At 59.9% G+C, this 13,963-nt stretch carries 8 protein-coding genes; 6 read left to right on the top strand and 2 right to left on the bottom strand.

The genetic code is table 11. From position 1 onward, the window contains the following. Positions 1-14: 14 nt before the first annotated feature. Positions 15-2,285 (bottom strand): TonB-dependent receptor, encoded by a 2,271-nt coding sequence (locus OU999_08705; protein ID WAC25247.1) that lies wholly within the window; start codon positions 2,283-2,285, stop codon positions 15-17. 249 nt (positions 2,286-2,534) lie between these two features. On the opposite strand from OU999_08705, the gene OU999_08700 reads away from it, so the two are divergent. Both OU999_08700 and OU999_08695 read left to right on the top strand, forming a co-directional pair. Then, complete coding sequence (locus OU999_08700) at positions 2,535-3,188, top strand: TetR/AcrR family transcriptional regulator (GenBank protein ID WAC25246.1); 654 nt, start codon at positions 2,535-2,537, stop codon at positions 3,186-3,188. 721 nt (positions 3,189-3,909) lie between these two features. After that, positions 3,910-5,418 (top strand): NAD(P)/FAD-dependent oxidoreductase, encoded by a 1,509-nt coding sequence (locus OU999_08695; protein WAC25245.1) that lies wholly within the window; start codon positions 3,910-3,912, stop codon positions 5,416-5,418. A 53-nt stretch (positions 5,419-5,471) separates the two neighbouring features. Here the strand turns inward: OU999_08695 and OU999_08690 are convergent, their stop codons facing one another. Then, positions 5,472-6,521 (bottom strand): AraC family transcriptional regulator, encoded by a 1,050-nt coding sequence (locus OU999_08690; protein ID WAC25244.1) that lies wholly within the window; start codon positions 6,519-6,521, stop codon positions 5,472-5,474. 157 nt (positions 6,522-6,678) lie between these two features. Between OU999_08690 and OU999_08685 the strand changes: the two genes are divergently transcribed. From OU999_08685 to OU999_08670, 4 genes are all read left to right on the top strand, one after another. Further along, positions 6,679-8,820, top strand: coding sequence for a PQQ-dependent dehydrogenase, methanol/ethanol family (locus tag OU999_08685; protein ID WAC25243.1), 2,142 nt, complete (start codon positions 6,679-6,681; stop codon positions 8,818-8,820). Then, positions 8,817-9,770, top strand: a complete 954-nt coding sequence (locus OU999_08680) for an alpha/beta hydrolase (protein ID WAC25242.1) — start codon at positions 8,817-8,819, stop codon at positions 9,768-9,770. Before OU999_08685 ends, OU999_08680 begins: the two co-directional genes overlap by 4 nt. Next, complete coding sequence (locus OU999_08675) at positions 9,770-11,197, top strand: aldehyde dehydrogenase family protein (GenBank protein WAC25241.1); 1,428 nt, start codon at positions 9,770-9,772, stop codon at positions 11,195-11,197. Before OU999_08680 ends, OU999_08675 begins: the two co-directional genes overlap by 1 nt. A gap of 297 nt (positions 11,198-11,494) precedes the next feature. After that, entirely contained in the window at positions 11,495-13,951 is a 2,457-nt protein-coding gene (locus OU999_08670; GenBank protein ID WAC25240.1) for a TonB-dependent receptor, read from the top strand. Positions 13,952-13,963 lie beyond the last annotated feature (12 nt).

Here is a 13,963-nt window from a genome sequence, read left to right as displayed (position 1 = left end):
CCTCTCGCCAGCCATTAGAATCGCTTGGTGACATCAAGACCAATTGTGCGAGGAACGTTGCTGATCGCGCGCACATTGTTCAGGCCGCCAAAAATATTGGCACTGGCTTTGCTGACGACAGTATCGGAATTGAGCAGGTTGTTGACAAATACGCCAATGCTCCAGCCGCCATCAGATCCGGCAACGCTGGCGCGCAGCGACACCAGGGTGTTGGAAGGCAGAAAGCGCTGAAACACGTTTGTGTGGCGGAATTCTGTCCAGGTCGAGCTCTGGTGATAGACATCGGCACGCAAGCTGGCCGTGGTCGCGCCGCTGAGTTCCCAGCCATATTGCGCCGCACCCTGGATTGTGAACTTGGGGACTGACGGAATGTCATCGCCCTTGAGGCCAGGGGCCAGCAGCGACTGGTTGCTCTGATCTTCGCGCAGCTTGGCATCGATATAGGATGACGAGATTTGGAACTGCAGACCCGCCACCGGGGTTATTGTGGTCTCCACTTCCATCCCGCGTGCCCGCGCTCTGCCGGCATTGGCGATAAAGCCGAAATTGGTGTTAGGCAGCGTTCCTGAGGTCTGCATATTGCTCCAGTCGATCTGGAACACATCGGCGTTGAGCACCAGCAGGTCATCAAACAGGCTCGTCTTGACGCCAAACTCATAGTTCCACAATTGGTCCGATGAATAGGTTTGCAACACGGCAGGAAGGCTGACGTTCTGATTGACCCCCCCCGGACGCTGGCCGCTGGATGCGGTTGCGTAAAGCAGCAGGTCGGGTGTTGCCTGATATGAGATATTTGCCTTGTAGAGCCAGCCGTTCTCACTGCTCGACTGGTCCGTTGGGGCACCAGCGATAAAGCCGACAAAGGCATTGGGCACGGACACTGCACCTTTGACGCGCCGTTCATAGTGGAAATAGCGCGCGCCAGCTGTAACGGACAGTTCAGGCGTGATGGCAAAGGTGCCCTCGGCAAATCCTGCCTGTTGTTTCAGGTCATCCTCGATCAGCCGCTGGCCAAGCAGATTGGCACCGGCAACGGGCAGGACCGATCCATCGCCTGGGTTGCTGCGTGCGATATTGCTGGCAAAGTCGCCCTTGCGGTCGGAATAGAAATAGCCCGCCGTCCATTGCAGCCCCTGTTCCGACCCGCCGGAAATGCGCGCCTCCAGCGTATCCGTTTTTGTAAGCTGGGGCGAATTGGCAACGGATGGCGCCTGGCTCATAAATGCATTGTACGTTGGCGAGCCTACGGGAAAGTTCGCGCCGAAGGCACGGAAGAATGCCGATGTGTCAAAGCTGTAGTTGAAATTGCGCTTGGCATGGGCTCCTACCACCGTCAGTGTGGCAAAGTCGGCATCCCAAGTCAGCGTGCCCGAATAGATCGTGTTTTTGTCCGATACCGGCTGCTGCGATTCAAACGTGTTGATATAAGGCCCAGCGGCAAGGAAATAGTCGTTGAGGAAGCCGTCGCTGTTCTGCAGGCTGGCAAAGCCGTCAATCGTCAGATTGCTAGCCGGACGAAAGCGCACGATGATGCGCCCGCCTTCGCTGGACTGGCTGTTTATGTTGCTGCGGCCCAGCCGAATGTTGTCGACATAGCCGGGGCGCTCACGCTGGAAGCCTACGATGCGGACCGCGAGCATGTCGGCGATGATCGGCAGGTTGATCATTGCCTGGGTTTCAAAGCCGACACCGCCATCCTCAACGCCAGACACCTGACCGGTTACCACCAGCTCAGTATCGTTGAGCTGCGGCTTGTTGAGGATCAGGCGGACGGCACCAGCCATGGAGGACGATCCGTACAAAGTGCCCTGCGGACCGCGCAGCACTTCGACACGCTCGACATCGAATAGCCGTATATCCGGTGTGGTGCCACCCGCATCGCTGGCAGTGCCAGAAGAGCCCTGCACGGGTGTTTCATCAAAATACAGGCCAACCGTAGCCTCACCTGCCGCACGGATGTTTCGAATGGTCAACCGGGTGCCGGAAAAACCTCCTTCGCGCACGATCAGGCCGGGGCTAGCCTTGGCCAGGGCGTTGGAATCGTTGATGCCCATCTGTGACAATTGTGCTGCTGAGACGGCGGTGATGGCTAGCGGAGTTTCCTGCACATTGGTGGAGCGGCGCAAGGCGGTCACCACTATGACATCGCCACCTTCTTCATCGACCGAATTAGCCTCCAGTGCGTCTGCATCCTGAGCGAGCGCTAGGCCTGGTGTGGCAAAGGCTAGAACAGCGGCCAGTGCCGTACTGGACGCGCGCGTGAACATTCCGTTTGTGCTCAGCATTTTTTCCCATTTCTGGCCCTCCCTGTTTTGGGCCGCATAGTGTCTTTGGCGTGCTCTGCCGCTGTTTTGCGGTCTGAGGCTGCCGGTCCGGTTAAGGTTCCTTGCGAATCATCCAATCATTGGATGTCCGTATGTTGCAATAAATATATATGGTATGTAAATGGGCTCCTGCAACTTCCTATGTTGGCTTGCCCCGAGCAAAGCTGTATCAGCAGAAGCCAGCATCATGCGGCAGAGGTGAGTGTGTCTGTGAAGACTTTCGACCAGAGCAAGAGCGTGTCGTTTGTCTCCAGGACACAGGCCGATCGCAGCTCTTCAACCCGGGCGCGCATCGTTGCCGCAGCCGTCGCCGTTTTGTGCGACAAGGGCTATTCTGCTGCGACCATTAAGGTGATTTCCGATGAAGCAGGTGTCAGCGTCGGTGCCCTGCAGCATCACTTCTCATCCAAGGCTAAGCTTATGGCTGCAGTCGCAGAAGCGCTCGCGGCGACACGCCATGCGCAATATGGTTCACCGCTGAAGCCTGGGTTCGGTGCTGCGCTTTACCCTATGCTAATTGCTGAGATATGGGAGAATGTGAAGCGGCCGGAGTTTCTGGCTACGATGGAGATTGCCTTGGCTCAGCGCAGCGATGACGAACTGCGCCAAGAAACCGAAATGCATCTGACCGCCCTAGAGGCGATACTGGAAGCCGATACGGTGTCCCTGCTTGCGAACTACGGCCGCGATCTTGAATATGGCAAACTTGCGCGTCGGATGACAGCCGCATTCATGTCCGGGTTGGCGCTGCGTAATATGGCTGGCCTTGAAAACGAAGCAGAGGCTATGGTGGTACACTGGGGTAAGATCTTGGCGGCGCTAGAGCTAAAGCCCGAACTAGCCAGCATGTCGCCAGTGACATAGCTCCGCCTCTTCATGACGGTGGTTCTCAAAGCTGGTTCTCGTGCAATCTGTAGGCACCCAGAAAGTCTGCTCGCCAACACTGTCACTGTAGTGTTGCGAGGCAAGCCAATGCCGTTGTGAAGCGTGGCGATATGCGCACGCGCTTGACGAGTATACGCAGCGCGCGGCCATGTTCAGGGCGTTCTGATTTCGACCTGAAGTCGGAACAGGTTGATGGTTGACGTGCCGTCGTCTGATCGGGCGTCGATTGCCAGATTTTTGCTTCCGAAGTCTGATGTTGCGGGTTTGATATGAACTGTGCAGCGGCTCGGCAAAGGGCCTCTAGTTAGAAATACGCGGTCGGTCTGATTGGCGCTTATGCTTGCGATTTTGAGGGTGCTGTTCATTGCTGTCACTATGCGATTGAGGTCCTGAGCGATCCACTGTTCTAACTGGCGGCGATCGACATCGATATTCGGTGCGGACGCCGCTGACGTCCGGCTGGCCAATTTGATGACGTGCAGTTTCACCGCATGCACGGCGTAGTGATATTCAACATAATGCGATTTGAGATGCTGTCACCCTCCCATTCCAACTTCAGGATTGGCAGAAACAGTCAGAAAGTTGGCAAATCCAGACGTGGCCTCTCGTTCCATTCGCAAGTGAAATTGCGGACATCAAAACAAGTGCTCGCCAGCCCTCGCCATTGGAGCGTGGCAGCCAGAACGAGAGGAAATTGATTGTGTCTCAAGTACTCGAAGCTGCATTGGATCATGCACCGGGAGATGTTGAAGCCTTTGATGTGCTTGTTGTGGGGGCCGGAATTTCCGGGATTGGCAGCGCTTACCATCTCAAAACCCAGTGCCCTGGAAAGAGCTTTGCCATTCTGGAGGCCAAGGAGAGCTTTGGCGGTACCTGGCACACGCATCGCTATCCGGGTGTTCGCTCCGATTCGGACCTTTATACTTTCGGCTATCGGTTCAAGCCCTGGGTCGGGGCGCCCATCGCCTCGGGCGAGGAAATCCTTAAATATCTGTTTAGCGTGATTGTCGAAAACGATCTTGATCAGCACATCCGATACAGCACGGTCATAACCCGCTGCGCCTGGTCGAGCAGCGAGCGCCTGTGGACGGTCGAAACCCGCACACCCGATGGTGCCGCCGGGAAGACCTACAAGTGCAACTTCCTGTGGATGTGCCAAGGCTATTACGACCATGAAAATCCGTTTCTGCCGCAATGGTCTGGCATGGAAGATTTCAAGGGCACCCTGGTCCACGCACAGAAATGGGATAGCAGTGTGGATTATGCCGGCAAAAAGGTGGTCGTCATCGGTTCCGGTGCCACAGCGGCTACCGTCATCCCAGCCATGGCCGACAAGGCTGGACACGTCACGATGCTGCAGCGTTCGCCCACCTATTTCTTCTGTTATCCCAACCGATCGGACCTTGCCGATCGTCTTCGGGAAATCGGCGTGAATGAGGAAACGGTCCACCAATGTGCACGGCTCGACTATCTGCACCAGCTCAAGACCCTTGACCGTCGCTCACGGACTGAGCCCGATGCCGTCGTAGAGGAACTGAAGGAGCTGGTCAGGCTCTATGCGGGTGAAAAGTTTGAATTCGCGCCGCATTTTGTTCCGCGCTATCGTCCATGGCAGCAGCGCTTGGCGTTTATTCCCGATGGGGACCTGTTTGTGAAGATGCGCGAGGGCAAGGTCTCTGCGGTTACGGACCGGATTGCACATTTCACCAGCTCGGGCATAGCGCTGGAATCGGGCGAGCAGCTAGAGGCCGATGTCGTGGTTGCGGCTACCGGCTTCAATCTTCTGGTCATGGGGGGAATTGCCTTCGAGGTTGATGGCCAGCCAGTCGAATGGGGCAATACCACGACGTTCCGCGGCATGATGTTTGACAATGTCCCCAACCTTGCATGGGTATTCGGCTATTTCCGCGCGGCATGGACCTTGCGCGTCGATCTGCTGGGTGATTTCGTCTGCCGGCTTTTGCGGCATGTCGATGCTAGGCGCGCGAGGGAAGTCCGGATCGTCGTTCCACAGGATATTGCAAACGATCCGCGCACTCCGTGGATTGAAGACGACAATTTCAACCCCGGCTATCTGATGCGCGACATCGACAAGCTGCCCAAGCGCCTGGGCGCGCGGTCGGAATGGCGGCACTCGCAGGATTATTGGACAGAAGCCGAGGACATTCCCTCCATTAATCTGGATGGGCCGGAATTCGTATACACGTGATGATCACATTGTCCGGTGTCCCCTCCAGCGAGGGCGACACCGGGCTGGAATGCTTAATGGGCCTTGAGCATCTGGCCGACAATGTTCCTGCGATATTCTAGTGCTCCCATGCCAGACCACCGCTTAAACGCGCGCGAAAAGCTGGAAGGTTCGGCAAAGCCGATCGCGAAGGCGATGCCTTCTACCGTCATCTTGGGGTCCGCCAGCAACTGGCAGGCGCGGTCGTAGCGGGCCTTATCGACAATTGCGGAAAACCGGGTGCCTTCGTCAGCCAGGCGGCGATGGAGGGTGCGTTCGGACAGGGCCAGCCTGCGCGCCGCATCGCCGGCCTGCAACATGGCCGCATCGGAACAGGCGCTCAGCAGAATGGACAGCCGGTGCGAAATCGGCGCATCCGATCGCGCCTTGCCCAGCGTCTGGTCGCAGCGGGTGAGGTACAGCGTCTGCAATTCCAGATCGCCCAGAGGCAGGGACTTGCTGACCGCATTGGGCAGGAAGATCCACCGCGTCCGGTCGGCATTGAACTCGACCGGGCAATGGAAGCTGCGCCGCAGCTCGCTCCAGTTGCGCGGCGGCGGCGCGGCCACCGTCACCCGCTCGAGCACCTGTTCGTTGCCCATCAGGTCGCGGATCAGGGTATGCACGGCCCCCAGATCGCGCTGCTGGGTGAAATCGTACAAATCCGGGGCTATTCCCTCGTGATCCGCGATCAGCGCGGCCGCGCCATTTTCCTGCGCGACGAAGCGATAGTGCATCAGCGAGAAGGTGAGCGCCTGATATTTGCAGGCGATCTGCAAGGCCTGCCCCAAAGTTCCTGCGGTCATCATCGCGAGTCCCAGCGCGCCATATTTGATCGAGCGATAGCGCTGGCCCATATCGAACCACAAATCGGTCTGGCCCGCTGTCAGCTGGACAAATCCCTGCTGGATGACCAGCTCTTCCTTGGCCAGAACTTCTCTTGGATCATCTTCCAGTTTCAAGGACTTGAGCTGATTGTACTGACAAAAGGAATCCCAGTTTGCGTTGAGCGTCTTGACCACGACCGACTGCATGATGCGCGCGCTGAGATCAGGCAGTGCCGCATAAAGAGCTTGAGGGTTCATTAGATCCAGTCTCCCGCCTGGCCGATGGTCACAAATCGGTCATTTTCTTTGCACGATAGGACCGCGTGGCGGATTGCGTCAATAACTTGGCGCGCCACGCCATGGCAGGCTTTGGCAGATAAAGACACATTCGCCCCAATCATAAAGGGGAGAGACCGTGTCGAAATTCGCACGAATGACCGCTCTGGCGGTCACCACCATCGCCATTTCCGTCGGTGCGATAGTCTATTTCGGTTCAGGCTCGTCGCCTTCGCACGATGCCGCCTGGCAGAAGTTGCTGGCAAGCTCGCACGAGGCCGGGGACTGGGTGACCTATGGCGGCACGTTCGATGAGCAGCGCTTCAGCGGTCTGACCCAGATCAACGAAAAAAGCGTCGCGGATCTGGGACTCGCCTGGTCGTTCGAGCTGGACACCAACCGCGCCCAGGAAGGTACGCCGCTCGAAAAGGACGGCGTGCTCTATGTGACGACCGCTTGGTCCAAGGTCTATGCGTTCGATGCCGTCACCGGAAAGGAGCTTTGGCGTTTCGACCCGCAGGTGCCCGGCGAATATGCTGCCAAGGGATGCTGCGATGTCGGCAATCGCGGGGCCGCGCTGTACGATGGCAAGCTGTATTTCGGCACATTCGACGGACGCCTGATCGCACTGGATGCGAAGACCGGAAAGCCCGTCTGGTCGGTGGTCACCGTAGACCAGTCCAAGACCTATACCATCACCGGAGCGCCGCGCATCGTGAAGGGACGCGTCGTCATCGGCAATGGCGGGGCGGAACTGGGTGCGCGCGGCTATGTTACCGCCTATGATGCGCAGACCGGCAAACAGGCCTGGCGCTTCTACACCGTGCCCGGAAATCCGGCCAATGGTCCGGATGGTGCCGCGTCGGACAGCATCCTTGCGGAAAAGGCGCAATCGACCTGGTCGGGCGAATACTGGAAACAGGGCGGCGGCGGCACGGTCTGGGATTCGATCGTCTATGACGAGGAACTGGACCAGCTGTATATCGGCGTGGGCAATGGCAGCCCCTGGAACTATCGCATCCGCAGCCAGGGCAAGGGCGACAATCTCTTCCTCTCGTCGATCGTCGCGCTCGATCCCGATACCGGCAGCTATCGCTGGCATTATCAGGCAAACCCCGGTGAGACCTGGGACTATACCAACACCCAGCAGATCACGCTCGCCGATCTGACCATCGACGGCAAGCCGCGCAAGGTGCTGATGCAGGCACCGAAAAACGGCTTTTTCTTCGTCATCGACCGCACCAACGGCAAGCTGCTCTCGGCCAAGAATTTTGTCGATGTGAACTGGGCCACCGGATATGACATGACCACCGGCCGGCCGATAGAAATCCCCGCTGCCCGGTTCGCAAAGGCACCCGCCGTGGTGATGCCGGGCGCGCTGGGGGCGCATAACTGGCAGCCGATGGCATTCAACCCGGAGACCGGACTGACCTATATTCCGGGCAACAAGGCCCTGTTCGCCTATGAACAGCCGTCCGATTATTCCTTCCGCCCGGGCCAGTGGAACCTGGGCCTTGAAACACAGCGCACATCCCCGCCGGACGACCCAGCAACGATTGCCGCGACGCGCGCGCTTCTCGGCGGCCGGTTGATCGCCTGGGACCCCGTGCGCCAGAAAGAGGCCTGGGGATTTGACTATCCCGAACCCTGGAACAGCGGCGTGCTGACGACTGCGGGCGGCCTGGTCTTTCAGGGCGACACGCGCGGCAATTTCCGGGCCTTTGCAGCACGCGACGGCAAGGTCCTGTGGAATGTGAACCTGGGCATGGCCATCATGGCCGCGCCGATGACCTTCGAGGCGGGCGGCAACCAGTATATCGCCGTGCTGGCCGGCTATGGTGGTGCCTATGCCTTGACGTCCTATTTCAACGACAATCCCGGACCCCGCCCGAATGGCCGCGTCTACGTTTTCCGCATCGGCGGCAAGGCGCCCATGCCCAAGGTTGAAAAGCTCTTCAAGGCACCGGCCAACCCTTCGAACGAGCCGTTCCCGGCATCGCTGGTCGCGCGGGGCGAAGCGCTGTTCCAGAAGGACTGCTGGGCCTGCCACGGACCCGGCGCGGTATCGAGCGGCGTGGTGCCGGATCTGCGCCGCTCTGGCGTGCTGCCAAGCGCGGAAGGGTGGAAGGAAGTGGTCATCGGCGGGGCGCTCAAGGACCGCGGCATGATCAGTTTCGCCAAGACCCTGACCAGCGCCGATGCCGAAGCCCTGCGCGCCTATGTGTCCTCACGGGCGCTCCTGCTGAAGATTCAGGAACAGGGACGGGGAGCGGGCAAATGAGCGAGCCGCTTGTCCTGCCCGAAACCGCCGTCGTGCTGGAGGCCCTGGCCGCGATGGATGGGCCGCATTTGGGCGACCTGCCACCGGAAGCGGCCCGTGCGGTCTATCACCAACTGGGGGCCGCGTTCGAGGCGGATGCCGACGCTTCCGTTCGCATCGCCGATTTCGTGGGCGATGGCGTGCCGATGCGGGCCTATTTCCCTGGGGAACCCGCAGATGGACCGGTCATCGTCTTCTTTCACGGCGGCGGCTGGGTCATCGGCGATCTGGATACGCATCATGCGCTCTGCACACGGCTGGCCGCGCTGACGGGTCTGCGCGTGGTGGCGGTGGATTATCGGCTTGCGCCAGAACATCCCTATCCGGCCGCGCATGACGATTGCCTTGCGGCGGCGCGCTTTGTCGCAGCCGGGCCAGCGGTTCTGGAAGCGCCGGTGGCAGGCATTGCCCTTGCAGGCGACAGTGCCGGAGGTGCCCTGGCGCTTGCGGTCAGTGCTCGGCTGGAACCCGCGCAACGGCTGGCCCAGTTGCTGATCTACCCGGTGGGCGATTGCACCGAGCCGGAAGCGGGCTCCTATGCCGAGTTTGCTGAGGGCTTTTTGCTCGATCGCAAGCTCATGCATCGCTTCATTACCGATTATCTGCCGGTCGCGGACGATCGCCGGAATGTCGATGTCTCGCCCGTGCTGCACGATCTGCACGCAGACCTTCCGCCGACCATCATCCTGACGGCAGGGCTTGACCCCCTGCGAGATCAAGGCCGCGCGCTGGCTGCCGCACTGATCCGGCGCGGGATCGAGTGCCATTATCTGGAGGCGGCAGGCCTGATCCACGGGATGGCGACCATGCGCCGTGCCTTGCCAAGCGGCGATGCCCTTATCGCGCGTGCCGGGCGGCTGCTTTGTGGAGTGCTGCGTGAAAACAATCCAGTCCTTGCGGGAGAATTCTGATGCGCAACTATCTCGACTTCTACATCGACGGTGCCTGGGTGCCGCCTGCAAAACCCAGGACCCTGGAGGTAATCAACCCCGCCACCGAAGGGGTTGTCGGCCAGATCAGCATGGGCGGTGCAGCGGACGTGGATCGTGCCGTGCAGGCGGCGCGGCGCGCTTTCGACAGCTTTGGGCGTACAAGCCGGGCCGAGCGCCTGGACCTGCTAGACGCAGTGCTGGCGCAACTGGTTGCGCGCAAGGATGATCTTGCAGCGGCAATCACCGAGGAAATGGGCGCGCCAGCGGGTCTGGCCGCTGCCGCCCATGTGCCTTTCGGCCTAGGTCACTTCCAACTGGCGCGGCAGATTCTGGCAGATCTCCAAACCGATCGCACCATGGGAACGACGCTGATCACAGCCGAACCTATCGGAGTGGTGGGGATGATCACGCCCTGGAACTGGCCGCTCAACCAGATTGCCTGCAAGGTTGCACCGGCGCTCGCCGTCGGCTGCACGATGGTGCTCAAGCCTTCGGAAGTTGCCCCCTTCAGCGCGCAGATCTTTGCCGAGGCGATCCATACGGCCGGCGTGCCTCATGGCGTCTTCAACCTCATCAACGGCGATGGGCCATCGGTCGGTGCTGCGATTTCAACGCATCCTGGCGTCGACATGGTCTCCTTCACCGGATCGACGCGGGCTGGCGTACAGGTCGCTTGCGATGCCGCCCCCACCGTCAAGCGGGTGCATCAGGAGCTGGGCGGCAAGTCGGCCAATATCATCCTTCCGGATGCCGATCTTGCCGATGCGGTAGCGCGCGGTGTTGAAGCGATGATGGTGAACAGCGGTCAGAGCTGCAATGCCCCCTCGCGCATGCTGGTCCCAATCAGCCGGATGGAGGAAGCAAAGGCGATTGCGGCGCAGACCATCGCGCAACAGACCGTCGGCTCGCCGCAGGAAGCGGTTGCGCTGGGCCCGGTCGTCTCTCAGACGCAATGGGACCGCATCCAGGCGCTGATCGCGCAGGGCATGGCCGAGGGCGCAACTCTCGTCGCCGGCGGCACCGGTCGGCCCGATGGGCTGGACAGGGGCTATTATGTCAAGCCCACAGTCTTTGCGGACGTAACCAACGACATGGCCATTGCGCGCGAGGAGATATTCGGCCCGGTGGTGGTCCTGATCGGCTATTGCAACGTCGATGAAGCCGTCGCGATTGCCAACGACAGCGTCTACGGCCTGGCCGCCTATGTGCAATCGGCCAGTCTCGACCAGGCGCGCGCCGTCGCGTCGCGACTACGCGCAGGGCAGGTCCTGCTCAATTATGCCGCGCTGGATCTGAACGCGCCGTTCGGTGGCTTCAAACAGTCTGGCAACGGCCGCGAATGGGGTGAGCTGGCATTCCACGAGTTCATGGAGGTCAAGGCGGTGCTCGGATACGAGGCGGCCTGATCGCTGCAAATGACAACCCGATCTGGCACGTCAGGCCAAGAACTTGGCAAGACGTGACATGGCAGGCTGGACCAGCCTGGCGCAACATAATCTTCAATGAACAATCAACCGGCCACTTGCTCATGAAGAGCATGGGACGGCGATAACATCAAGGGAGAGACGAACATGACTCCATACAAACAGCTGCGAGCATTTTTATTGTCAGGCGCAGCAGGAATCGTACTGAACACAGCGCCTGCTTTTGCACAGGAGGCGGCCGAGCCTTCAGACGAGGGGGCAATCACGGACATTGTTGTTGTGGCGCAGAAGCGCGCGCAGATTCTGCAGGATGTGCCCCTGGCCGTCTCTGCGCTGACGGGTGACGAACTGCAGTCGCGCGGGGTCAGTGAAACATCCGACCTGCAGGGCTTCGTTCCCAGCTTGCAGATCACGACGCCCTATGGGCGCACACAGCCAAATTTCGCGCTGCGCGGCGTTTCCGTGGCCAACGAGTTCTCCGCATCAACTGCCTCGCCTGTCGGAGTCTATGTTGATGAGGTTTATCAGAGCTTTCGCGCCAGCCACGGGCAGCAACTTTATGACCTTGAGCGGATCGAAGTCCTGCGTGGCCCCCAAGGCACGCTCTATGGTCGCAACACTACTGGCGGTGCCATCAGTTTCTTCACCAACAAGCCCAAGCTCGGTGAGAGCGAAGGCTATGCAACGGTCGGCTATGGCAATTTCGATACATGGACAGCCGAGGGCGCAGTCGAGGCCACGCTGGTTCCCGATGTGCTCGGCATCCGCCTTGCTGGGACGTTTGCCAAGGGCGATGGCTGGCAGTTCAACCCCGCGCAGAATCGCGATGCAGGCACGACCGACACCTATGCCGGCCGCGCCAGCCTCCGCTGGAAGCCCGTCGAGACGGTCGATATCAACCTCAAGGGCTATTTCGCGCGTGACAATCCGGTTGCGCCCAATCCCTATGCGATCGGCCAGCTGGCCGGGGACAGGGACGTGCTGGGATATTCCAGGTCGGATCCAGCCCAGAACGGCGGGCGTCCGCTCCGCCGGAACGAGGTGGCTGCCGATACGGGCGGCAATTACTACACCGCATCCCGCGGTTTTTCGCTGAGCATCGCGGCGGAGCTGAGCGACAGTCTGACCCTGACCTCGATCACCGGATATGACTGGGGCAAATACAGCAATTCGCCCTTCGATTGCGATGGTTCGCCTAACGACGTTTGCGCGCTGCGCTACAATTCGACCAGCAAAAACTTCAACCAGGACCTGCGCCTGACCTTCCAGACCGACCGGCTCAACCTCGTCGCCGGGGGCTATTACGGCAAGGACAGGATCAAGACCCGCAACGAAATCGACTTTTTCGGAGTGCTTGAGCCGCTGCTCCGCTCCGCAGGCGCAACCGACAGTTTCTTCAATGCGCCGGTTTCCGCGCCTCAGGCCACCGCCATCGTGCCGGCCTTTGCCGTCAATCCCGCTCTCAATCCGACTACGCCGGCAGGTTGCGCGCCGGTGCCGACAGGCAATCCCAACGGTTTCCTCGACGCCCGCTCGCTGATTGCCCTGCTGACCGACATTCAGCTGAACAATTCTGGCGGTGGCGGTTTCGGTGGAGCAGTCTCGGCGGCTTGCCGTGCGGCGGGTGCACCGCCATTCGGACCGATCAACGGCGAACAGCGCTTCACGATTAGTCGGCCGTCGTTCGCCGTCTATGCCGATGCGAGCTATGACCTTACCGATGCGCTCACCGTCAGTGTCGGGCTGCGCTATACCCGTGACAAGATCAACTATCTCGATGGGCGAACGGTGCTTTTCGATCTTGGCGGTCGCCGTATCGCCGCCAGCACGATCCCCTATTCCTTCCCGTATAACGCAAACCTGCCAGCGCTTGAACAGCGGGAATCGGCTGACCGCCTGACTGGGCGGGTCAACGTTTCATATGACTTTACCGACGATGTGATGGGCTATCTCAACTATAGCCGCGGCTATCGCGCCGGCAGCTTCAATGGCCTGGCCTATCAGGGGACCAACCAGGTCTATTTCATCAAGCCCGAGACGATTGATGCCTATGAAGGCGGCCTGAAGCTGAGGCTGTTCGACCGCCGCGTGCAGTTGAATCTTGCGGGCTTCTATTACAACTACAAGGGCCATCAGGTCACCCAGGTTATCGGTGCCACCACTTTCACCCGAAGTGCCGATGGCCGCCTATATGGTGGTGAAGCAGAGCTGACCTGGCAGATTACGCCGACATTGCGTCTGGACGGTTCGGCGAGTCTGCTGCGCAGCAAATACCAGGGCAATGTGGTCAATCCGGCAGATCCATCCAGTCCGACACGGAACGTGAATGGCAACCCCTTCCCCAACGCTCCGCGCGAGACCTTCTCGATCGGGCTTGACTGGGATGCTTACAAGGCAGGCGACCTTCGCGTGAACCTGCGCAGCGATGCCGCCTATACCGGCCGGTATTTCTTCGATCCGTTCGGCGATTATGGCCTAGATCCTTGCGACCGGCCAGGGGCACCCGGCGCGGTGCGGCCTGCGGGCGTAGCCATTACCTGCGGCAACCCCGGCTATTGGCTGGCGAACAGCCGCCTGACGATCGAGAAGGGCAACTATTCGGCCAGCCTTTGGGTCAAGAATCTCACCAACAAATTCTACTACAGCTATGGCCTGAACATCGACATTTTCGGTCTCGACTATCTCAACAGGGGTACGCCGCGCACCTATGGCGTGGAACTGACCGCCCGTTTCTAATCTCTCAAAAAC

Source organism: Blastomonas sp. SL216, from assembly GCA_026625625.1.
In the GTDB taxonomy this organism is placed as follows: domain Bacteria; phylum Pseudomonadota; class Alphaproteobacteria; order Sphingomonadales; family Sphingomonadaceae; genus Blastomonas.
The sequence above is the reverse complement of the archived record's forward strand: the minus strand, read 5'-3'. Positions and strand labels throughout refer to the sequence as shown.

Bases quoted from the DNA above. Each gene is read 5' to 3' on its own strand.
- OU999_08705 (WAC25247.1), bottom strand. From the start codon at position 2,285: ATGCTGAGCACAAACGGAATGTTCACGCGCGCGTCCAGTACGGCACTG.
- OU999_08690 (WAC25244.1), bottom strand. From the start codon at position 6,521: ATGAACCCTCAAGCTCTTTATGCGGCACTGCCTGATCTCAGCGCGCGC.
- OU999_08680 (WAC25242.1), top strand. From the start codon at position 8,817: ATGAGCGAGCCGCTTGTCCTGCCCGAAACCGCCGTCGTGCTGGAGGCC.
- OU999_08675 (WAC25241.1), top strand. From the start codon at position 9,770: ATGCGCAACTATCTCGACTTCTACATCGACGGTGCCTGGGTGCCGCCT.